The organism is Gardnerella sp. Marseille-Q9185 (assembly GCF_046508745.1).
Lineage (GTDB): Bacteria > Actinomycetota > Actinomycetes > Actinomycetales > Bifidobacteriaceae > Bifidobacterium > Bifidobacterium greenwoodii.
In genome coordinates this window covers 1-21,225 of the sequence record NZ_JBKFWK010000008.1, presented here as the reverse complement: position 1 = coordinate 21,225, position 21,225 = coordinate 1, and the positions used below count along the sequence as shown (strand labels likewise).

The window sequence follows — 21,225 nt, the reverse complement described above, 5'->3', positions numbered from 1 at the left end:
ATTTTTTCGGGTACATATATAAATCACTCTAAAGAAGGCTTATAGCAAGCGTTTGCAAACTATTTTTCATATAAAATACGAGTCTTACTCGTTAGCACATACTTCAGTAAACGAGTATTCTTTACCGCCTCTTAAAACTTTCACACTCTTATCATTTCCAACCTGCTCAATATAACGTTTCACAATCACGTCACAATATTTCTCGTCAAGCTCGATAGCGTAGCAGATTCTACCAGTCTGCTCGCAGGCTATAAGCGTGCTACCACTTCCAGCAAACGGATCTAACACAAGCGAGTTCGTCATACTCGAGTTTTTAATCGGATACGCTAAAAGAGCTATTGGTTTCATGGTTGGATGATCAGCGTTTTTCTTAGACTTTTCAAACTCCCAAACTGAAGTTTCTTTCCTACCCGCATACCACTTGTGTTTACCTTTTTTCTTCCACCCATACAAACACGGTTCATGCTGCCACTGGTAAGGGCTTCTACCCAACACCAGCGACGGTTTCTTCCAAATACAACAACCTGAAAGATAAAACCCCGCGTCCTGGAATGCTTTTCTAAAATTCAAACCCTCCGTGTCAGCATGAAACACGTAGATAGACGCATCATCTGCCATCGCCTGCTCCATGTTCACGAACGAGTTGAAAAGAAACTGGTAAAACTTATCATCCTCCATATTATCGTTTTTAATTTTCCCAGCAGAACCCTCATAGTTCACGTTATAAGGCGGATCAGTAACCACCAGATTCACCTTAGTATCCTCAAGAAGCGTCTTAAATGTTTCTAACTTAGTAGCATCACCGCAAATAACACGATGCTTACCAAGCGTCCACATGTCACCTGTTTTAGAAAAACACGGTTCTTCCAGCTCTTTTTCAACATCAAAATCATCATCACTCACGTCTTTATCAGCATCAAAAATACCGGACAGCTCCGCCTCGTCAAACCCGAGAAGATCAAGATTAAAATCAGCCCCTTCAAGCTCCGACAATTCAACAGCTAAAAGCTCACTATCCCAGCCGGCGTTAAGTGAAAGCTTATTATCCGCGATAATATAAGCACGCTTTTGTGTTTCAGTTAAATGATTTTCTTTCACGCACGGAACTTTTTTAAGACCCAGTTTTAATGCCGCGGCAAGCCTGCCGTGCCCCGCGAGAATCGTATTATCCTCAGCCACTAGAATTGGGGATAGAAAACCAAACTCGCGAATACTTGCCGCTATCTGAGCTACTTGCACCTCCGAGTGCGTGCGAGCATTTCTTACATACGGGATAAGCTCACTTACGTCAGCCAAATAATACTGCATTTCTTTTTCCATAAGCTTTCCTCCCGTTAGAAAAGACCCCAGCAAGCGAATTTTTCAAAACCACCCACCGAGTCAATGTAATCTTTCGCAATTTTCACAATCTGCGCATACGGTTTACCATCAACCATTTCGTCCCCGATAGCGCAAGAAAACTCAACCACCCGACCGGTTTCCTGCGCTTTCAAAAACGCGTAAATGTTAACCGACACGTCAGCTTTCGTAAGATCCTTACCATGAAGACCGCCGCCCGTTACAGAATCAGCCATGTCTGATCCGAGTTTTCGGTTAACCGCTCCCGTATCCACGTTGATACCACCCGTCCAGTCGCCTAAAGGATTAACAAACGCATTCGGATAGTCTTTCAATACGTCTTCTCGTTTAGCGTGAGACTGGCAGATGATAAGCTTTTCACCATCAAGAACATACTTGCCGTCATACGGATACTTTTCATAAACCTTTCGAGCAATAGTAGAAAGCTTCCTCTGTTCGTCTGTTAGTGGTACGCCTTTAAAAATCCCGTTATCACCGCAACGAACCATGCCATTCTGGTTTCGGCTTAAATGCTTATCCTGCGGCACGACCGTAATATCAATCTTTATTTTCCCAGGGCTTAAACGGTGGATAATATTTTTAATATCCTTAAACTTAAACATCACCGTGCTTTCAATACACACGGCACACTTACCATGCCCGAGCATCACTTCAACAGCGATCTTTGGATTCTCATCCAGCTTGTAAGCCAGATCAACAATTGCTCCAGCAATACGATCCGCAATCTTGTCGACATGTGACGGGTTTACTTTTTCAATCATGGTTCTTTTCCTTCCTTCCGATTTTCCAACCAGCTGCAATAAAAAAAGGAATGTTCGAAATTTTGATAAATTTCTCTACATTCCCTTTGCTTATCCATTTTCTGTTTTTTGAGCTATTACTCAGCTTTATCAACTGATTCTTATGTGGCTTTCTTCCTCTATTGGCTATAGAAATCTTTTCTTTAACCTGACCATAATTCATGTTGTATCTTCTGCTACACCATTCCAAATTATCGATTCTGTTGTTACTTTTATCTTCGTCAATATGGTTTATGTCAGAATAATCATTAGGATTAGGTAGAAAAGTTAATGCCACAAGTCTATGAACAAGTAGGTTTCTCTTGTTTCCGTTCTTCCATAAATACACCCTTTTATAACCATTACGCTGATAATCACCTTTAAGAATTTGAGTGCTACGTTTTATGCTTCTAATTTTCCCTAAATTAGAAGCTTGGTAATGACCTTCATATTCAGGAATATCTTTCCATACTTCCACATTTTTTCTCCTAAATGTTTTTACGTGTTAAAAGCAGGCGTTCCATTAAATCGTTTTGAGGTGAAACACCATCAAACTCAGTCGAACAGTTTTCTTTCACAATCTGGAAAATCTCATTCCAAAGCCTGACCGCCTGATTCATGTAGTTAATACCAATGTTGATAAAAGGCGAAGGTATCGGTTTACCCGTGGTCGGATGCTTGGAAAGAAACCCGAGTTTACTGGTTACTTCCTCGCATTGAATCCAACGAGCACAGCTCATCGCATACCGTTCAATAAGAGGAGACGGGACTTTACTGCTAACACCAATGTCTTTTAGCCACTTCCATGTTTCAGCGAAAATTTCTTTAGCCTGAAGCTGAGTACCGTCTTTTTGCGTGGCGGATAAAAACTCGTGAGGAACAGGCATTTCAGCACCTTCAAGCTCCGGAATATCAAGCACGCTTAAAGGCCTGCCACCAGGGTTTCCTTCACTCGCTTTTTCAACAACCGCTTTCTTTTTACGCCCGGCACCCACGCGTCTGCCGCCACGACCGCCGATATTATTTGATTTTGTAGGCAAACTTTTCGCCTCCTTCCCACGTGAGTTTTAACTATTAAAAAATTTTTGTGTCTGATTTTGCCTATTACCCTTTTGAATTCGCTGTTTTTACGCAAAATACCCTGCGCCCGTTCCCCATGGGGTAGGCTCGTAGAGATTTAAACCCCCCTAGGGGGTGGGTTATTTGTTATGCCAGCGATCTCCACGCTTAGCGTGAATTTTAGAGTGACAGGATTTGCATAGAGAAATAAGATTATTCCTCTCATGCGTTCCGCCTTCAGCAATCGGTTTAATATGATGAACCTGCTCAACAGGCACAAGCACACGATTCTTAAAGCAAAGCTCACAGAAAGGATGCTCTTTCACATAAGAGTCCCTGACTTTCTGCCATGCTCTGCCGTAACGCTTGTGAGCATCATAAGGACGCTCGTATTTTTCGTAGCGCCTGTTCTCTTGTTTTAAGTGTTTCTCACAAAACCTGCCGTCAGTTAGGTTCGGACAGCCTTGATAAGAACACGGTCTTTTAGGTTTTCTTGGCAAGACTCATCCTCCCTTTCCAAGTAAGATAAATTAACGTAAAATGAGTGAAAAATAGTCCGGCTATGAAAGTAGTCATCTGCTTGGCTATATAAATTTAAGGAGGCTAGTATGAAAAAATCTGTGTATCAAGCTATACGATTATTCCTTTTTTCATTATTATTACCTCTTTTAGGTCTTATTATTAACTCTCTTAAATCACTCAGTTGGGAAATTGTTTATGACTCACCCTTTTTACTCATTGTTATAGCTCACGTATTTGGTTTAACAAGACTTGTACTTTACTCAATCATCGTCAATCAAAAAACACTCGAAAACTTAGGAGTTTGTAAAACCATTGCCATAGCGCTTATCGCACCAGCCATTGATTTATTGATATTACAAGAGTCTCCTCAACAATTGGGTAGTAGATGGACTTATCTGTACATTACATTTTTTGTTACTCTTGAATGTATTCCAACTATAATTCCAATCATTGTTAAAGAGTTTTTACGAAGAAGAAACCAAAAGCACAAAGGTGATTGAGAATAAAGACACCCTCAATCACCTCCGTGACCTGTTATCTCAATAATTTAACTCTATGATTATTTTGATTTTGCCAGCAAATAATGAGCCATAGCAATACAGCATGCATCTCGTTCTTCATCAGTTGATTCGCCAGCAAGCCGTGATAGCAATCCAAGTCCTATAATTTGTTCCAGACATCCATACATTTTTGCTTTAATAGAATTTTCCAGTGCTTTAAATGAACTGAAATCTAACCCATCTTGAGCATAAGCAGTATATCTCTTTTGAGCAGTAATACTACTATAATAAGTTGTCATCATATCGCTTAAAGTATGCAAATTTTCATCACTAGCATTACGTAGATTCATTCCTAAATAGATAGCGTCTGCATCATCACAAAAATCTGTAAAATTGCAGCGAATACCAAGTTTATTACTGACATGATTTGCTTTAAAATACTCTGACTGTGCACTACTGTCTGAACCAATAAGAGCATATGCTGCTTTCATACGATCAAGAGATGGATACTTTTGCAGGTACTTATGTAAGTCATCCATGCCTGTTGCAAGATCTCCTGCCCAACCAGTCCAATGATCTGGAGCTAAATTAGAATAAGCATAACAATAAAGCGTATAAGCAAAGTGTGCTATATCGTTTTTACCACCACTTATATCAGCAACTTCGTCACGCTTATTACCAATATAAGTATCCAGCTTATCTTTTAATGCAGGATATTCTTTTTCCATGAATATTATGAAAAATGGATCTGCAAACGCGCCAGCAATAGCAAATTTCCAATTCGTCATATATGCCTTAGCTAGATAATTAATCACACCTTGAGTCACGCTTAAAGGATGATACTCTAGAACCACCGCATACTTTTGATATACTTTTCGCCATTTATCATACACGCTTTCTAATTGTTGAATGAGGTCTATCACTTTTTCAATTTTTGTTAAACGAGACGTATCTGGATTAGGTGGAGCGACATAAGTAATCTTTGATTGTGGATTGCCAGTTGAATGATTTACACTTCCAACCGCTCCAAAACGTCCAGAATATGCTACTCTGTCAAGATCCCATTTACCTTTATAGCCAGGGATTTCATGGAACTGATCAAACGCCCAATTACTTGGAATAGAAAAGCCTAGATTTCCACTAAAACCTGTAGACATATCAGACACAAATGATGCTACCGCATATCCTGCTTTACTAACACGAGTACAAATATTTCTAGATGCATAAATTCCAATCCGATAACCACCATGCATATTTTCTTTAACAGCTTTGAAGTACGGCAAAATATTGCTACTAATTTCCGGATTCGTTGCATCATAATCAACCGCAAAATAGATTACTGTTGGCGGAACTCCAAGACGTTTAGCTGAAGCAACCGCTTCTTTTGCATGACGAGCTCCATTTTCTGCTGTAAAATGACGTAATTCAGTTGAATACTCTTGAAAAATAGGGAAATATTGAAGACCGTGGCTCACAATTCTTTCCAATTCTCCAGTACGCAATGCCTTAAAATAGTCCTTTTCAGCAGTGTTTTTTTGATCAGGTTCACTCAAATAACGACCAACAATCCTATAACCATCAGCCTTCAAACACTCAGCAAACTCGTCAGTAATCTCAAAACGTGTATCACACGCTACACAAGAACGATTAGGATCACCTTTCGAAGTTAACAGGCTCATCCATGTTGTTGGATCAACCTTACCTGTAACAGGAATAACATGCTCTGCTTGGAACTTATACAATGCCGACACTATTGCATTATTCCATGTTGAAGTTGGCGTAAGCGAATACCCATTACATGTGAGCGCTACGCTTGCCAACCAAACCCACTCACTCGTTCCCTCACTAATTGTCTTTAAACGTAATCGTGTGCCATTACCAAAATTGCCAGTAGCCTCAGCTGGAGTAAACCCTTCAACAGCTTGTAACACTTGAATCAATGCTGTATTCATCTCACGACCATACAGACCGTCTGTTGGAATAATTCCAGTATAATTCTTATATTTACTGTTAACAGCCTGCTGTGTTACACGAATGTCTTCTTTGCCTCCATACAACGATAACAATTTGAATTGTTTCATTGATAAAAGAACCATCATTAGTTCTAGATCCACAGTAGATGAAATATCTGAAAGACCAATATCACTTTTAAGATCAGAAATAGAGTTTGCTACATTATATGTAAATTCTTCTGTTATGCCTCCATATTCAGCCTCATACCCTTTGCACCAAAGAGCACCCTGAATAATTCCATGAATATTATTACTTTCATCTGTCTGATCAATACCATTTGGCCAGCGCTTCTTAAATCGTGACTGAGTACCTTTCCCAAAATTATTTGCCGTTTCTGTTATACCAAGCTCAATCTGCAAAGCACGAATAAGCCCATTAATTGTATCCCAACCAGTATTCCCATCAGTAATAACTGAACCAAACCCAGGCTTATCACCATAGGTTTTGTTTAACCATTGCTGTGTTAGTAATACCATCTGATCCATGTTGTGCCCTCCTTTTAGGCATGAAAAAAGCCCTGAAAGATTACTCTTCCAAGGCTTAGTATTTATAATTTTTGCTAAGTTTATAATACCATATAGAAGGCAGTGTCATCTCGTATCAGAGCGTACCAAACCGTACCATTTTTTAGATTTGGATTAGATTATCTGGTAAAACCATGTGCTCTAATGCTTTCCCATGCCATCTTATAATCGTCATTCTGCTAGCATGGAGTTCTTTACCAATATCCTCCCACGTCATGTTATTCATGTAACGGTAGCGTAAAATCATCTGCTCATCCACGCTTTCAAGTTTAGAAATCACATCCAAAATCTGCTCTTTCAAACTGATAAGCATCGTAATCTCCGTGTTAATCTTGGCTTCTAAATCCATAACCCTTATAAGAGCTTTCACAAACGGAGCTTCTATACTTCGAGTCGTTTGCACATACTCTCTGTCGTATCTTAATGAAGAAACACTTGTAGCAAGCTCACGCAGTCTTACCATCTCATCCATGTCAGCCTTAATCCGCTTATCAAGAAGATAGGCTTGCCGTAAGTATTCTTTTTTGTTCATTCTTACCTCCATTTTGAGGTAAGTTCTCTCTAGAACCCCTTTCCCTCACTTCGTTAATTGATAGTCTTGCTTTAACCGACTCGATTAAAGCATCCTGCACTTTAGCCTTCATGCTTAAAGCCCTCATCACATCCTCATCAATCGTGTCTTTAGTGATGATGTGATGGATTACAACCGTGCTGGTTTGACCCTGACGGTTAAGCCTGGCGTTTGTTTGTTGGTAAAGTTCTAAACTCCAAGTCAGGGAAAACCAGATAAGAGTAGAACCGCCAGCCTGTAGGTTAAGACCATGACCTGCGGAAGCCGGGTGAATTAGCGCTACAGGAATCATGCCGGCATTCCAGTCAGCAATATCAGCACTCGTTTTAATCTCACGCACGTTAAAACGATTCTTAATCCGCTCAAGATCATGCTTAAACCAGTAAGCTACAAGCACCGGTTTACCGTTAGCAGCCTCGATTAAATCCTCTAAAGCATCAAGCTTACGATCATGAATATGAACGCTTTCTTTTTTCTCGTTATAAACCGCGCCGCCTGCCATTTGAAGAAGCTTATTTGAAAGAGACGCTGCGTTAATCGCATCAATCTCTTTACCCTCCAACGACACCACCATATCCTGTTTCAGCTCATCATAGAGTTTTCGCTCCTTACCGGATAACTCTACTTTCACCTCGTTTATCACACACGCCGGCATTTTCAAATAGTCTTTCGACTTCATCGAAATCGTAATATCAGATATCTGCTTATAGATTAAACTCTCAGCACCATCTTTAGGCTTATAAGAAAAAATCATATGCTGGTTACGCTTATCAGGATCAAAAAAGTTCTGCCGATAATACGTAATATAGCGGCCTAGCCTTTCACCCATATCAAGTAGCCTAAACTCAGCCCACAAATCCATAAGCCCGTTAGAAGAAGGCGTACCCGTAAGACCTACAATCCTTTTAACTTTCGGTCTAGCCTTCAATAATGCTTTGAAACGTTTCGCCTGATACGATTTAAAACTTGAAAGCTCATCTATCACAACCATGTCAAAATTAAACGGCAGGCCGCTTTTCATTATCAGCCACTCCACGTTTTCACGGTTAATAATATAAACGTGAGCAGGCGTTTTTAGTGCTTGAATCCGCTCCTTCTCTGTGCCCGTTACAACAGAATAAGTCAGGTGTTTTAAATGCTTCCACTTTTCTAACTCTAAAGGCCACGTAGTGTTCGCAACCCTAAGAGGAGCGATAACCAGAGTCCTGGAAACATCAAAAGAGTCAAGCATCAGGTCGTTAATCGCTGTAAGACTTATCACACTCTTACCAAGTCCCATTTCAAGCAAAACCGCTGAAACCGGGTGTGTGATAATAAAATCAGTCGCATACTTTTGATACTCATGTGGCTCGTATCGCATCAATCACACCTCCAATCTGACTCTTGTCATCCACCACGAAAACCTTAAAACCTAAATCCTGTAAATCCTTCATCCGTTTCACCTGTAAAACTCTAGGCTTTTTACCTGGTGCTTTAAGCTCCACAAAACCAATCTTGCCGCCGTTAAGTAAAACGAGCCTGTCAGGAAGCCCGTCAACGGAAGGACTCGTAAGCTTAATAGCCATGCCTCCTGCAGCCTTAACATCACGGACGAGTTTTCGCTCAACCTCCCGTTCTCTTACTATTATTTTTTGTTTTCTTATCACTGCTTCTTATCCTTTCTATCGGGACAAGGACGGACAAATGGCTAAAAATCCCTTTACGCGCGAATACACGTGTTACGTGTACGCTATAAGTAATAAATAAAGATTTTATTTAATATAGATTTTCATGTGTTGTCCGTCCCTGTTCGTCCAAAGCTTGTTGTTGTGGGTGGGACAAGTGACAAGGTCAGGACAAGCTACTTTTAGTTGTCCTGTTTTATCCGCTTGTCCACTCAAATTCTGGTATAAATTCTTTGCCTTCCATAGATTGGCATGGTTCTACGATTGTCAGATCTTTGCCAGTCTTTCAAACGTTTCATAATCGCCGATATTGCGTAACTGTCAATAGGCTTAATATCTTCTTTGGCTTTCCCGAAGCATTCGCACCATATTTCAATGTTGGATACTTCCATGCGTTTAATCGTGCCTTTAGGTCGTGTCGGATCCTTCATGTCACGGAAGTAATCTCGCCGCCTGTAAATATCCATTTCATCCCAAGTATCGGGTAGAAGCATGTTAAGATACTCTCTGACAATGCCTTCACGGTCGTCTTGCTGCATGGCTTCACGCTGTTCTTCTTTAGCGAAAGCTTCCAAGCTCTTGTCAAGGAACAGTTCTTCACCCGCTTTGGAAATAAACATGGTTTCCGCCCATATTTGGTCAACCAGTTCTCGTGTCATTTCCCAAGGCTTATACTTGCTGTTTCCAGACACTTTCACATTCCAAAAACGCCGGTTACCCGTAACATCCCTTAAATAACCGTTTTCACTATTCGTTGTACCGAAGAACACGCACTGCCTCGGGTGTGGGGAGACACGTTTTCCAAAAGAAGCACGATACTTATCGTCACGTCTTGAAACAAAAGCTTTTACCTTATCAAGGTCAGCTTTTTTCATGCCCGCAAGCTCGCTGATTTCATGAATCCAATATCCTTGGAGTTTTTCAGCCGCCGTCTTATCGTTCATGTCTGAAAGCGTGAGACTATCTGAAAACCATTCCATGCCAAGGTTTGCTATAAACGTTGACTTGCCGATACCTTGCGCACCGTTAAAAACAGGAAGGTAGTCAAATTTAATACCGGGATGGTAGATACGCATGTATGCTGCACACAGTGTTTTTCTACACACTGCACGAATATACGCGTTGTCTTCAGCACCAAGATAGTCAATAAAAAGCGTGTCTACACGTTTCACACCATCCCATTGAGGAAGACTCTCAAAATAGCGTCTTATCGGATGATAACTTCTATCATCCGATACTTTCGTGACAGCAATATCATAGTTTCTCTGTGAAAACGAGCCATAATGGTCGTCCACATAGCAGATAAGCTGAGCATCGTCCGCATCCCTCCAAAACTTCGCAGGATGCTGCCAAGGCACATCGCCTTTAATTTCAAGACCATCAGCCAGCTGGTTAAAAACGATTCCTTTAAGCAAAGGATCATGTTTAATAATGAGTTTCGCATTATAAAGCGAGTTTTCTAAAACCGCACCTTTAGACGTGTAGCGTAGTTTTTTCTTCCAATCCTCACCGTCAACAAAATCATCTTCCGCTTCCGAGAGTCTCTCGTTTGCCGCTTGAAGTTTTACCTCATCAAGGCTCATAGCAAACTCGCTCATTTTCTTGAACGACTCTTTCTCGTCTAAGCTAGCGAATTTGTGCGTGCGAACGATATCAAAAGCGTTACACAGTTTCAAATACGCTGGGTCTTTAGCATGATGAGAGTAAACGAACTTGTCTTCGATAATCTCAACTCCTGCCATACTGTGTGAGGCTATAAGATGCCATCGGTTTTCGTTATCAGTCGGCTCATACACGTCGCTTAAAAACTTTTCTAAAGCAAGAGTTACTGGGTTAAATACTCGATTAAACAATCCAACCACACCATTTTTCGCGAGTGGATCTTGCACTTTCTGCTTCTGCACCTGATTCGCTTTACTCTCACGAGACGAGGTCGGAAGCCTGGTTGGATCTGTCCACTCAGGGTGAGCGGATAAAATATCATCAGGATTAAGCCAGTCTTTTTCAACCTCTTTATACTCGTACACGCCGTTTTGTGGCGTGGACGGCCAGTACATGAGCTGGTTAGGCAAGTAAGAGCATTCATCAAACTGGTCAATACCCAGCATGTCAGCTAAATACCTTGATACTGCTACAAACTCGTCAGGTGTTACATTTCTCGTTAAAGGAAAAACAATTCTCACCCTCGGATTATCAGGCGTGTGGCTGTGTGTCGTGTACAGAAAAGACGTGTATGGAGCAACACTCTCATAGTGCGCAATAAAGTCTTTTTCTATGTGGTCACCATCTAAGGCAAGCATGGAGCGAAACTCAACACTGTCGACTTTTCGTCTACCATAAGCCAACGCTCCTGCAACGAAACCACCGTGGTCTTTTGCAAGATCACGGTCTGCTTTTTTCATTTTCGCATACTCTTCCGCTGACTCTGAGGTGCGAATCGTCACTTTAAGACGGTCTTTCAGCTCATCATAAGTGATGGTCTTATTCACCCATGTTTTTGCCTGCCTGTTGTTACCGTAAGCGATAGCTAAACTACGCATCAATATTCACCTCCAAATCCTTATCTGTAAAATACTTAATCGGCTGCCTGCGTTTTTCAGCCAGATCAATTTCTACTTGCATGCCGCCTGTGATTTTTTCTCCGAACACCCATAGTTCGTTGCATTTACCTAAGAGGATAATGTCCATAAACATTGCATCCCCTCTATGCTTTTGATTCTCATCATCCATGAAAGGGAAAAGCAGGTGTGGAGTAATTGGGATTGCTCCGCGTGAATACGCGTAAGCTGCACACCGAATAGCGTGTTGCACGTTTTTCTCCTTATCTCCACGGTAGGGAGCACAAATGTAGACGATAGGCTTAAAGTTCGGTGTTGTTTCTAAATGTTTTTTATAAGACTTACTCATCTTTAGCCTCCTGTTCAATCAAGGGGTAGATCCCGTGTTGTGTCATGAGGTGATAGATGAAAAGCCTGCCTTTCTGAGTCCAATAAGTGTGCATTTTTGAGTGTGTAACGCCATTAGAATCCTCGTAGGTATTTGTGCGAGATTTCGTATATTCCTGATTGGCATACTTTTGATATAAAAGCCAGATATCAGACTGCTTATATTGCACACCAAGGTCATGCAAAAAGTTATTCATCCACTGTGCTGACTTGCCATAATCTTTTGCAATCACACGCATGGAGATTATGTCTTTGCATTTAAGCACAACATCGTAATAGCTGGCTTTCGGTTTAAGCTCTGCTATCTGCTGTTTTTGCATAGCAGTCGTAAGCTCTAACGCTTCTCTTTTAGCACGCTCTTCTTTCAATGCGTTAAAAACAGCGATAGCCATATCAGGGTTGTTGATAAGCTCCTCTGTCGCATACATACCGTGCTTACGGATACTTGGAAGAACCTGTGATGTAACCCAGTGTTTAAACTGACACGCTTTAGGTAGCTGACTTCTAAGAATAAGACTGTATAAACCAGACTCATTGATTAAAATCGGATTTTGCTCTCTGCCGATGGAGTCACGAATCGTTACCCCATCTGTTTTATCTTCCGTATCCACATGATCTGCTAATGCTTTACGATGATTGCTGTAGCCTAAAATCTCCGCTACATCCTTGCCCACGAAATAGGGGATACCATCTACTACTGTTGTGCGAACAGAGCCAAGCTCTACATTCTTAAATACTTGTAATTCATTCATAAAATTACCTCCTATGATTTTTTCTGAAGGCGGTATTACCTTCTAAATCACAGGCAAAGAAAAAGAGCAGGTTTTTAACCCTGCTCCTAAAATTTTTTAATCTTTTTTGTAAAACTCGCACTCGTAGCCGTCAGCTCGTAAAACAAGCCCTTCCGCCCAAGGTGGTGTTCTTCCCATTAGCTCACACACGCTTTGAACACTCACGCTTTTATCGGTTTCGATAATGGCTTCATCATGCACGTGAGCGACGATGCGATATTCTTTCAGCGTTTGCATGGCGTAAAGTAGAATGTCACGAGCTATAGCTTGCGTAATGTTTTCCACGAATTTCGGACCATAACTTTCCAGCCGCTCCCATTTTTTAGTAGATCCCACACCCTCATAGGTGACCGATTCACCACCGTACTTGTTTTCTTCCACACGTGGCTTCACATAGTAAAGGCATCTTTTAGACGGCAGTTTGATGATAAGAAACCCACTCTTGTAAGTGAACACAATATTGTGTGTTCGAACAGATACGTGTTCGTGTACACACTGTTTTACCGCCCTGTCCACATCCCACCACAATGAAACAATATGTGGATTAGCAGATCTCCAATCATTAACCAACTGTTGCAAATCATCTTCATGTAAACCCATATCAAGAGCACCCATTGCCTTTAATGCTCCTACTGCACCACCGTAGCCACAGTTATGCACGAGCTTTCCCGATACGGTAAAACGATGATTTGGTCCGGCATTTCGTATGTCATAAACTCGAGCCTTGCTTCGATTAAACGCCAGTTTTTTCTGTGTTGTACTACAGCTGTATTTGCTCTTGATATGATTTCTTCTCTGCCTATTCCTTTCGATAGCATTCTTGTAACTACCGATCTTGCGTATGGCCAATATTGTTGCTCCCACCGTGTTAGGATAGCGTTCTGCTTGTTGTTTTGATTGACTATTCTTGGAACAAAGCGGATATTTCCTTTTTCGTAGTTGCCGTTTGTATTTATCCGATCTAATTCCCAGTCTTTTTGCACATTGTCTACCTCTTGTAAAATCCAAAGACCTGCTTCTAAAACAGAATGGAAGCACCACTTTATCCCTCTTGCACCATAGTTTTTGTAATTTGGATCTCTTGGATTGATACATCGCTGTTTTGCAGCACTTAGCCGCTTTTCTAGCCATATTGGTATTTGTTTCGGCTGCGAGCAAGCTTGACACCCTTTTGATTTGCCCGACTTTAGACTGTTTAAGTCCTGCCATTGGACGCTTCCACACCCTACGCATTGTGTCAGTACATAACAGTGGTTTTGCTTTTGATTCCAGTGTTTCTCTGCACTTATGATTTTCACCCAGCCGTATTGTTCTCCGACCATCTCCGGTTTGTATGAGATGTGTTTTGCAGATGGCGGATTCAATAAACCGTATTGGCTTCGGTTTCCCTTTAACCCAGACGAGATGGTCTGGTGTTGCTCTAAGTCCTTCATACTCGATTACCTCCTTTACACCCTTAAAAACAACTCCGTTATGGTTGACCCAGTTTTCTCCGTCCCACACTTTTTGTTTTGTAGTGACTTCTTCAATTGGAACAAGCCCTTCATCTGTGAGTACAAGTTCACCTTCAGCAATACAAGCGAGCTCCGCTATCTTACCTTTCTGCCGCAGGTGCCCGTTTACCCCGTGTTTTTCAACAGGTACGCTAAACATTTGAGATGCTGACGAGCAGTAAATGTCTTTACCTTCCTCGAATACTCGCATACGCCATTTTTCACCTGCAAGCCAGGCAAGGACTCTAGCTTCGATCGCTGAAAAGTCTGCGACAATAAACTTCAATCCCGTGCGTGGAATAAAAGCAGTGCGAATAAGCTGGGATAAGGTATCCGGAATATCCTCATAAAGCATTTCCAACGCTTCAACATTTCCTTGTTTAACAAGACTTCTAGCCTCAGCTAGATCAGGCAAATGGTTTTGTGGCAGGTTTTGTAATTGCACGAGCCTTCCAGCAAACCTTCCTGTTCGATTTGCACCATAGAAGCGAAACATGCCACGCTCCCGACAATCCATACAGGCAGCGTTTTTCATCGCCGTATACTTTTTCACCGAAGATTTAGCAAGCTGCTGACGAAGCCGTAAAACTTCCGCCAACTCTTTACCCACTGTTTTAAGCTCTTTAGCGACTTCTTTTTTACCAAGCGACTCCATTTCAAGCCCATGCTTTTTAAGCCAAGAGCGCATTTGTAACACTGAGTTCGGGTTTTCTAAACCTGTAACATGCTTAAGCTCATCCATAAGATGCGTTTTCACCTCCTGGTCGAGTTTTATGGCTGATTCAACGAAAAGAGGATCTATTCCTATCCCACGGTCGTTAATCTCTTGGTCGAGATAAAACTCCTGCCATAAAAAGTCTGGTACGGGAAAGCGTGAGAGTTTTTCTTGAATACTCATCTCAACTTCAACATCACGCTTGTTATACGATTTAAACAGATCCCACTTTTCCTTATCGTGGAAATACTTGTTTCTTGTTCTTCCACCGTTTACTTTCGTAGGATTACACGGCAGGCAGAAATATTTAATAAGATTCTTACCCTCAGTGAGCTTCTGCTTATCAAGACCCAATACTGCTCCCACGCTTTCCAAAGACATGGGAAGCCCCAGGGTGGCTGACCAGATCATTGTGCAATGCCAAGAGCTTGGGTTTAAAAACAAGCCTTCACTTTTCACTGCCTGACCAGGGTTAACATTGATGCCTTTATCTCGCAGGTAGCGTGATAAGCAGACTCTTTCAAACTGAGCGTTAAACGCCCACTTGGTCACTGTTTCATCCGTTAAAGCAGAAAGCACAACCTCGGGTATGGTTTCACCTTGCGCTAAGTCAACGACTTTAACTTCACTACCGTCCACACTGTAGCCAAAAAGCAGTATCTCAAAATCATCCGATTCTGCGTACTTGTAAACACCACATTTACCAAGATTTACACTCGAAAACGTTTCCAAATCCACACTCAAATTTTTCAAATTACATCACCTCCAAGCTTATAAAAGAGGTGACAGAAAACCTGCCACCCCACTTATAGAATCTTCTAATTCCTGTTTTTCAGGAATCTTCTAATTCCTATTTAGAATGTGTTTAATATCAACGTAAAGACTCACGAGTTTCTTTACCGTGAAATCAAGAAGTAATACTCCTATAAACACTGAAATAAAAACCGCTATAACAATTTCCATAATTAACTCACGCTCCTTATGCTAGAAAGTCATCATCTTCTAAAGTCGTAAAATCATCGGTTGCAAGGCTACGTCCGCCGAGTGGCTCACCGTCTCGAATTTTTTGAATATTGCCAAGACCGCAAGCGATACCCTTATTACCGTTAGAGTTAAACGCGTAGAAGTTGATGGAAACTCTCGCATAGCAGCCTGAATACACTTCGCTACGGTCCATGATTGGTTTTACCTGCTTGTCTACAATCTGCGGAGCCGTGGTTGAGTTCGCGTTAATGAAGTAATGTCCTTTATACGCTTCATCATCACGCTCAATATCCCCGTCCCTGAGTGGTGTTTTAAGAGCAGCCTTGTTTGGTTTTTTACCGCCGAACTTGCCGACACCTTCCTCAATCGCAGCGTCAATAGCTTTCTCAATAGCGTTTACTGTTTCAACATCACTTTTAGGGATAAGCAGTGAAACACTATATTTTTCAGGACCGCCGTTAATAGACTTTGGCTCCCAACCGTTGAAATAGGAAAGACGCGTGTTCTTACCTGTAATAACCTTAGTTTTGTTAAATCCGTTCATTTTACTTTTCCTCCTTAAATTCTTGATTAATATTTTGAACGTTAACTTTTGCCCGCTTATCAGAGTCTGGTACGAGCGTAAGTTTTCCGGACGGTTTTATAATGAGGTCGCCCAGAATATCCTCAAATTTTTTCTTGCCCATCAGCTTTTGCATTTCTGTTAAACCGATAAGACTAGTTTTGAAAATGTCGGTAAAGCCATGAGCTTTTGCTTTCTCAATAACCGCTGTCTCGTCCTTAAACTTGCGAACTGAACGCCCTTCCACGAGTTTGAAACCGCTCCACTCTTTGCCGTGGTTAATAGCGGAATCTGTGGCGTACGCTAAAACATCATCAGCCCACTTCGTAAGAGTTGGAATAGTTTTAAGAACTTCCTCAATCTCACTATCTGTTAGAAGCGAAGGTGGTTTGAACTCAAGTTCTGCGAGTTTAAGGTTTTCTTCCGCCCGTTTACGGCACGTGGCTTTTGCCCTGCAAAACCTGCACCAGTCACCGGCTTCAAATTCGCCTTCGCCTTTAATAGCAAGCCCTGCTTTAGGTTTAAGCACTTTTTCAGCCCAAGAGATAAGATCCGTGACAGGTAGTGTGAAAGTTGATACGTTGTCACGACGCGGCTGAAAAATACTCATCTCAACAGTTTGAATCTCGTACAAGCTGTCGAAAAGTGTTAAAGCCCCAAGAGCGTAGCATTTCATCTGAGGATTCTCGTAAGCATCAACCAGCACGCCCTGACCGTACTTAAAGTCGATAACCTGCAGCGTTTTATCGCCTACAATAATGCAGTCCGCTGTACCAAACCCGTCAGGCACGTAAGCTGAAAAATCAACTTTCTGCTCGATGAGAAGAATAGGATCTTGACAGTTAAGTTTTGCCTGCTCGTATTTTTCCATTACGAAATCCACGTAAGCATCCGAGCATTCCTGCATCTCGTTTGAGTCATACTCTGTTGACGGTTTTTCACACGGACGGTTAAGAAGCTTATTCAGCTTGTACTCACACCACGCGTGTGCCGCCGTTCCTTCCTCAGCCGCCACAGAAGTAGTGTTTTCAAACTTTTCTTCTAAAACAGCACTCGGAGTACACTTAATCCACCTATGAGCAGAAGAAGGGGAAAGTAAAGCATGCTTAGTCACTTGTCATACCTTTCGCCTCTTCAAGAAGCTCAGCGTACTTACTTTCATCAAGTTCTGAAAGCCTGTTAGCTCCGAACTTGACGATAAGCGCTTTTACTTCCGCGGTTTTACCATGTTGGCTAAGCTTTGCTAAAACCGCTCGCACATCCTCTAAACTCACCTTTTTAACAGACTCCTTATTATTAGAAGCTGTTTCTTTACAACCAGCATCAGAAGCACCGGCATCATCAAATAGTTTTTTAAGATGAGCTGTTAAGTTTTCCAAGTCTTTGATGACTTCTTTCATGATTTCGTTTTTCACGGTTTTCCTCCTTAAACTTCTTTGACATCAACTGACTGAACACTTTTCCCGGGATCTAATAGGTAGACTTGCGAGTAATCACCAAACAGCCAGCGGATAAACCGTTGAGGTAATCGCATCACAGCTCCACGTAGAACCTGTTTCTTCTCACCGTTTTCACCGGTGACGTTAATAACGATCTTGTGTTTCACGAGTTTTGCCTCCTTTCTATAAGGGGTTTCTTCCTTACACATCACAGGCAAAGAAAAAGGAGGAGTTTTTAACCTCCTCCAAATAAAATTTCTAGAATTTTTTAACGCGTTTTTCTAAGCTTTTCGAGAGCCTTATCCAGATGCTTTTTCACACCAGCAGACGAGATACCAAGCATGCTCGCAATCTCTGACTGAGTGTATCCTCCAAAAAACATCAGTTTTACTACTTGACTCTGCCTATCTGTCAGCACTGAAAGCATGGATTCTGTTCTCTCTGACATTTCAAAACCATAATCATCACCGCTAAAACCATAATCATCAGTAGTACTAAGAGCTTCAGCAATATAACTTTTATCTACCTCAAGCTCACCATCTGCATCGAAGTCAAGCGAAAGATTATAGTTACGCGGGAAATGCTCTTCAGCAGCATACTCCACGTCATCTTTATTCGGCTCATAACCATGCTTAAGATTAAAAAGCCGGATATATTCTTCTTTCCAAGCCTTAATCTCAGCTTTTTCTTCAGCAGTTCTAGTAGGACGCAGATTCTTATTGTTGTAGTAAACCTCACTGTCATCCATTGAGTGAAGCATTTTAATATCCGCTTGAGTGACACCATTTTCGCCCGGCTTGATTTCGATAGTTTCTTCACTATAACTACCATCTTCATTACGAACACAACTTGTATACTTATATGTTGCTCGATTGTTGCTATTAGTTTTGCGAGTCCTCATGCTCACCCTTCCCGCCTGCAGCGGTAGGGTGAAGACACATACAAAAAAGAGCCGATACTTTATGAAGTACCGACTCTAATACCTGAAAAACAGCCATAGTAGAATAGAGGTACTTCATAGGAGTCATGAAAAACCATGAGGATCCTATTGACGTATCTCATCGCCCTATAGCTAATCAGGCTTTAACTGTTTATTAGTAGTGTCTTATTGATTAATCATTAACCACAATCTTGTTAATTGTTCCAAAAATTCTTATAACATTTACCCGCTCTTTCTTAAAACCCGTATCATGAGTGTAAAAAAGAGTGGAATAATCTCGTTTTTATAACAGTTTGACATGTAAAAACCACACTTGCCTTGAAAGCTACGTGCTTTGAGGTTTAAGCGTTAACAATGTTTTCACCCCCCTTCTCGTTAAACAACACTCGTTTTAGAAAACAAAACGAGCATTAGCCACGCTCTAATAGAGTCCCAACCGTAGCTAATAAAGTCCCAACTGTATTTAATACAATCCCAACAAATCTAATATAATCCCAACCGTATTAATATCAGAAATCCTCACTCCGCAAAAAGTGTTATAGGCCTAACTACTTTTAGCATTACCGTTAGAGCTTCTGATTAAAACACTTCAGATAAAACGTTCAAGTTATTACTATGCTAAAAAGGCTCTTCAAAAACCTGACAAATACGCACATATACGAGGCTGCATACACGAGATTGCAGAAGAAAACTTCTTTACTTATGGCTCTCTTAGAATATGGTTAGTGTTGAGAACTAAAGGTATTAGAGTATCTGAAAAAGTAGTAAGACGGCTCATGAAAGAAGAGTTAATTGAGGTTAGATATGCCAGGCGTAAAAGACGCTATTCAAGTTACATAGGAGAAATTACTCCTGCATGTAGTAACATTGTTAACAATAATTTTCATGCAGATTCACCTAATAAGATTTGGCTTACAGACATTACTGAGTTTTCAGTAAAAGAGTCAAAACTCTATTTAAGCCCTATGATTGACTGTTTTGATGGTAAAGTGGTCTCTTACGCTCTTTCAAACCACCCAGATCAGTGTCTTGTAGATGAAATGTTAGAGAGTTCTTCAACTACCCTTGAAAATGTGATTCCTTTTGTATAACTATATTTTTAAGCAAGTTATCGTGGCAGTTTTTGCTATCTAGAATAAGTCGTCGTGAGATCCTAAGCGTAGGAATATAATGCAATCTTCTTTAACTTGATACAACAGTAGAACGTCTGCAGACACATGCAATTCATGCACGCCTTTGTATGAGCCTTTAAGAATATGATCTCTATAAGTTGCAAGCTCGCGAGAATCTGCACCATTGCAAATAAGTCTCACAATATTGATTACCTGCTCAATATCGTAATGCTTCTGCTTATATTTCTTAACATCTCGCAGATAGATTGGACTATAAAATGGCGGTTTAGGCATTGCGCATCAGCTCAGCAAAATCGTCTACAGTACCTGCAGCTATTGGTTTTTCTTTCATAGCTTCATCAATAGCGCGCTCGTACGGAGAACTTTCAAGTGAAAATGGGAAACGTTGCGTATTTACAATCTGATACAAAAATAGGTTAACTGCTGAACTCATATCAAGACCATAATGTTCAAGAACTTGCGATGCGCTATCTCGTATTTCTGGGTTAACTCTTACACTTAATCTGCTTGTTTTGGCTGTTTTTGTAGAAGTCATGTTGTTTCCTTTAAGCTTAAAATCATAAATTTGTTATTCATGCTTTGCTTTATTGTAGCAGACATGTAGCACCCAACGTAATACCAAAGTAGCACCATTGTGTACACAATTATTACTAAATCACAAGTTATCGTGGCAATTTTGCGAATTTTGCCACGATAACCCGAAATTTAACGAAGAGAAGAGAAGCAATGCAACTACCGAGCTAACGCCTCAATATGCAACACACGATCACATCGCTGAGCAATCAAAGGATCATGTGTCACTACAAGCAATGTCTTGTTATATTCTTTATTCATCGCTTGCAATTGCGCAAACACTTTATCAGCAAGATCTCTATCAAGTGAACCCGTCGGCTCATCTGCCAAAATCAACGAGCCAGGTTTCAGCATTGCGCGAGCAATCGCAACTCGCTGCTGTTCGCCACCAGAAAGTACAGCAATACGGTCATTTTTAGCATACTCAATATTGAGTTCAGCAAGAACTGCATCAATCATTTGGTGTTTAACAGACTTTGACTCTTTATTATATGCCATTGCAATCCACAAATTATCAAATACAGTTCGATTGTTGAGCAATGCAAACGATTGAAATAAATAGCTAATATGATAACGACGTAACTTAGTAGCAGCAACAGAATTAATAGCTGGAAGTTTTTTGCCAGCAATCTTTATTTCACCTTTATCATAGGTTTCAA

Annotated in this window: 22 protein-coding genes and 1 pseudogene; 2 read left to right on the top strand and 21 right to left on the bottom strand. The window is 41.0% G+C overall.

The annotated features are described in order from the left end of the window. Positions 1-84 precede the first annotated feature (84 nt). The 5 genes from ACLD5M_RS05980 to ACLD5M_RS05960 form a co-directional block, all read right to left on the bottom strand. On the bottom strand, positions 85-1,320 hold the full coding sequence (locus ACLD5M_RS05980) for a site-specific DNA-methyltransferase (protein WP_410314804.1): 1,236 nt from the start codon (positions 1,318-1,320) through the stop codon (positions 85-87). A 14-nt stretch (positions 1,321-1,334) separates the two neighbouring features. After that, a complete protein-coding gene (locus ACLD5M_RS05975) occupies positions 1,335-2,120 on the bottom strand; it encodes an S-adenosylmethionine synthetase N-terminal domain-containing protein (RefSeq protein ID WP_410314803.1) in 786 nt (261 codons plus the stop codon). Next, positions 2,113-2,616 (bottom strand): NUMOD4 domain-containing protein, encoded by a 504-nt coding sequence (locus ACLD5M_RS05970; protein WP_004125754.1) that lies wholly within the window; start codon positions 2,614-2,616, stop codon positions 2,113-2,115. Before ACLD5M_RS05970 ends, ACLD5M_RS05975 begins: the two co-directional genes overlap by 8 nt. A 10-nt stretch (positions 2,617-2,626) precedes the next feature. Further along, the gene (locus ACLD5M_RS05965) at positions 2,627-3,178 is read right to left on the bottom strand and encodes a P27 family phage terminase small subunit (protein WP_032819291.1); all 552 of its coding nucleotides are present in this window, start codon (positions 3,176-3,178) and stop codon (positions 2,627-2,629) included. 159 nt (positions 3,179-3,337) lie between these two features. Beyond that, complete coding sequence (locus tag ACLD5M_RS05960) at positions 3,338-3,697, bottom strand: HNH endonuclease (RefSeq protein ID WP_020757788.1); 360 nt, start codon at positions 3,695-3,697, stop codon at positions 3,338-3,340. Positions 3,698-3,805: 108 nt separating this feature from the next. Here ACLD5M_RS05960 and ACLD5M_RS05955 point away from each other — a divergent pair, with 108 nt between their 5' ends. After that, the gene (locus ACLD5M_RS05955) at positions 3,806-4,219 is read left to right on the top strand and encodes a hypothetical protein (RefSeq protein WP_020757789.1); all 414 of its coding nucleotides are present in this window, start codon (positions 3,806-3,808) and stop codon (positions 4,217-4,219) included. 59 nt (positions 4,220-4,278) lie between these two features. Here ACLD5M_RS05955 and ACLD5M_RS05950 read toward each other — a convergent pair whose 3' ends face one another. The 13 genes from ACLD5M_RS05950 to ACLD5M_RS05890 form a co-directional block, all read right to left on the bottom strand. Then, on the bottom strand, positions 4,279-6,717 hold the full coding sequence (locus tag ACLD5M_RS05950) for a glycoside hydrolase domain-containing protein (RefSeq protein ID WP_020757790.1): 2,439 nt from the start codon (positions 6,715-6,717) through the stop codon (positions 4,279-4,281). Between the two features lie 142 nt (positions 6,718-6,859). Next, the gene (locus ACLD5M_RS05945) at positions 6,860-7,288 is read right to left on the bottom strand and encodes a sigma factor-like helix-turn-helix DNA-binding protein (protein WP_410314802.1); all 429 of its coding nucleotides are present in this window, start codon (positions 7,286-7,288) and stop codon (positions 6,860-6,862) included. After that, the gene (locus ACLD5M_RS05940) at positions 7,248-8,687 is read right to left on the bottom strand and encodes an SNF2-related protein (RefSeq protein ID WP_410314801.1); all 1,440 of its coding nucleotides are present in this window, start codon (positions 8,685-8,687) and stop codon (positions 7,248-7,250) included. Before ACLD5M_RS05940 ends, ACLD5M_RS05945 begins: the two co-directional genes overlap by 41 nt. After that, positions 8,668-8,892: a VRR-NUC domain-containing protein gene (locus tag ACLD5M_RS05935; RefSeq protein WP_410314817.1), complete on the bottom strand. Its 225-nt coding sequence runs from the start codon at positions 8,890-8,892 to the stop codon at positions 8,668-8,670. Before ACLD5M_RS05935 ends, ACLD5M_RS05940 begins: the two co-directional genes overlap by 20 nt. 311 nt (positions 8,893-9,203) lie before the next feature. Then, positions 9,204-11,531 (bottom strand): VapE domain-containing protein, encoded by a 2,328-nt coding sequence (locus tag ACLD5M_RS05930; protein WP_410314800.1) that lies wholly within the window; start codon positions 11,529-11,531, stop codon positions 9,204-9,206. Beyond that, positions 11,524-11,898, bottom strand: coding sequence for a hypothetical protein (locus ACLD5M_RS05925; RefSeq protein WP_410314799.1), 375 nt, complete (start codon positions 11,896-11,898; stop codon positions 11,524-11,526). The genes ACLD5M_RS05930 and ACLD5M_RS05925 overlap by 8 nt, the downstream gene beginning before the upstream one ends. After that, entirely contained in the window at positions 11,891-12,688 is a 798-nt protein-coding gene (locus ACLD5M_RS05920) for a phage antirepressor (protein ID WP_410314798.1), read from the bottom strand. Before ACLD5M_RS05920 ends, ACLD5M_RS05925 begins: the two co-directional genes overlap by 8 nt. A 96-nt stretch (positions 12,689-12,784) precedes the next feature. Continuing rightward, the gene (locus tag ACLD5M_RS05915; protein ID WP_410314797.1) at positions 12,785-15,688 is read right to left on the bottom strand and encodes a DNA polymerase; all 2,904 of its coding nucleotides are present in this window, start codon (positions 15,686-15,688) and stop codon (positions 12,785-12,787) included. Positions 15,689-15,914: 226 nt separating this feature from the next. Next, on the bottom strand, positions 15,915-16,463 hold the full coding sequence (locus ACLD5M_RS05910; RefSeq protein WP_410314796.1) for a DUF2815 family protein: 549 nt from the start codon (positions 16,461-16,463) through the stop codon (positions 15,915-15,917). A 1-nt stretch (position 16,464) separates the two neighbouring features. Next, positions 16,465-17,595 (bottom strand): DUF2800 domain-containing protein, encoded by a 1,131-nt coding sequence (locus tag ACLD5M_RS05905; protein ID WP_410314795.1) that lies wholly within the window; start codon positions 17,593-17,595, stop codon positions 16,465-16,467. Further along, positions 17,588-17,881: a hypothetical protein gene (locus ACLD5M_RS05900; RefSeq protein ID WP_410314816.1), complete on the bottom strand. Its 294-nt coding sequence runs from the start codon at positions 17,879-17,881 to the stop codon at positions 17,588-17,590. The genes ACLD5M_RS05905 and ACLD5M_RS05900 overlap by 8 nt, the downstream gene beginning before the upstream one ends. 26 nt (positions 17,882-17,907) lie before the next feature. Then, complete coding sequence (locus ACLD5M_RS05895; RefSeq protein ID WP_016815920.1) at positions 17,908-18,129, bottom strand: hypothetical protein; 222 nt, start codon at positions 18,127-18,129, stop codon at positions 17,908-17,910. 59 nt (positions 18,130-18,188) lie between these two features. Then, entirely contained in the window at positions 18,189-18,821 is a 633-nt protein-coding gene (locus ACLD5M_RS05890; RefSeq protein ID WP_410314794.1) for a sigma-70 family RNA polymerase sigma factor, read from the bottom strand. Positions 18,822-19,432: 611 nt separating this feature from the next. Between ACLD5M_RS05890 and ACLD5M_RS05885 the strand changes: the two are divergent. Beyond that, positions 19,433-19,951 (top strand): annotated as a pseudogene (locus ACLD5M_RS05885) (IS3 family transposase); the annotation flags it as partial. A 39-nt stretch (positions 19,952-19,990) separates the two neighbouring features. Here ACLD5M_RS05885 and ACLD5M_RS05880 read toward each other — a convergent pair. The 3 genes from ACLD5M_RS05880 to ACLD5M_RS05870 all read right to left on the bottom strand — a co-directional run. Continuing rightward, complete coding sequence (locus tag ACLD5M_RS05880) at positions 19,991-20,266, bottom strand: type II toxin-antitoxin system YafQ family toxin (RefSeq protein WP_012913985.1); 276 nt, start codon at positions 20,264-20,266, stop codon at positions 19,991-19,993. Further along, positions 20,259-20,528, bottom strand: coding sequence for a type II toxin-antitoxin system RelB/DinJ family antitoxin (locus ACLD5M_RS05875; protein ID WP_410314793.1), 270 nt, complete (start codon positions 20,526-20,528; stop codon positions 20,259-20,261). Before ACLD5M_RS05875 ends, ACLD5M_RS05880 begins: the two co-directional genes overlap by 8 nt. A gap of 197 nt (positions 20,529-20,725) precedes the next feature. Continuing rightward, on the bottom strand, positions 20,726-21,225 hold a 500-nt coding region (locus ACLD5M_RS05870; RefSeq protein WP_410314792.1), incomplete at its 5' end, for an ABC transporter ATP-binding protein.

What these genes read in the sequence shown, in the direction of transcription:
- ACLD5M_RS05890 (WP_410314794.1), bottom strand. Translation starts at nt 18,821, where the DNA reads ATGAGGACTCGCAAAACTAATAGCAACAATCGAGCAACATATAAGTAT.
- ACLD5M_RS05935 (WP_410314817.1), bottom strand. Translation starts at nt 8,892, where the DNA reads ATGGCTATTAAGCTTACGAGTCCTTCCGTTGACGGGCTTCCTGACAGG.
- ACLD5M_RS05945 (WP_410314802.1), bottom strand. Translation starts at nt 7,288, where the DNA reads ATGAACAAAAAAGAATACTTACGGCAAGCCTATCTTCTTGATAAGCGG.
- ACLD5M_RS05880 (WP_012913985.1), bottom strand. Translation starts at nt 20,266, where the DNA reads ATGCCTAAACCGCCATTTTATAGTCCAATCTATCTGCGAGATGTTAAG.
- ACLD5M_RS05920 (WP_410314798.1), bottom strand. Translation starts at nt 12,688, where the DNA reads ATGAATGAATTACAAGTATTTAAGAATGTAGAGCTTGGCTCTGTTCGC.
- ACLD5M_RS05910 (WP_410314796.1), bottom strand. Translation starts at nt 16,463, where the DNA reads ATGAACGGATTTAACAAAACTAAGGTTATTACAGGTAAGAACACGCGT.
- ACLD5M_RS05925 (WP_410314799.1), bottom strand. Translation starts at nt 11,898, where the DNA reads ATGAGTAAGTCTTATAAAAAACATTTAGAAACAACACCGAACTTTAAG.
- ACLD5M_RS05950 (WP_020757790.1), bottom strand. Translation starts at nt 6,717, where the DNA reads ATGGATCAGATGGTATTACTAACACAGCAATGGTTAAACAAAACCTAT.
- ACLD5M_RS05895 (WP_016815920.1), bottom strand. Translation starts at nt 18,129, where the DNA reads ATGTGTAAGGAAGAAACCCCTTATAGAAAGGAGGCAAAACTCGTGAAA.
- ACLD5M_RS05975 (WP_410314803.1), bottom strand. Translation starts at nt 2,120, where the DNA reads ATGATTGAAAAAGTAAACCCGTCACATGTCGACAAGATTGCGGATCGT.
- ACLD5M_RS05980 (WP_410314804.1), bottom strand. Translation starts at nt 1,320, where the DNA reads ATGGAAAAAGAAATGCAGTATTATTTGGCTGACGTAAGTGAGCTTATC.
- ACLD5M_RS05940 (WP_410314801.1), bottom strand. Translation starts at nt 8,687, where the DNA reads ATGCGATACGAGCCACATGAGTATCAAAAGTATGCGACTGATTTTATT.
- ACLD5M_RS05900 (WP_410314816.1), bottom strand. Translation starts at nt 17,881, where the DNA reads ATGAAAGAAGTCATCAAAGACTTGGAAAACTTAACAGCTCATCTTAAA.
- ACLD5M_RS05955 (WP_020757789.1), top strand. Translation starts at nt 3,806, where the DNA reads ATGAAAAAATCTGTGTATCAAGCTATACGATTATTCCTTTTTTCATTA.
- ACLD5M_RS05930 (WP_410314800.1), bottom strand. Translation starts at nt 11,531, where the DNA reads ATGCGTAGTTTAGCTATCGCTTACGGTAACAACAGGCAGGCAAAAACA.
- ACLD5M_RS05875 (WP_410314793.1), bottom strand. Translation starts at nt 20,528, where the DNA reads ATGACTTCTACAAAAACAGCCAAAACAAGCAGATTAAGTGTAAGAGTT.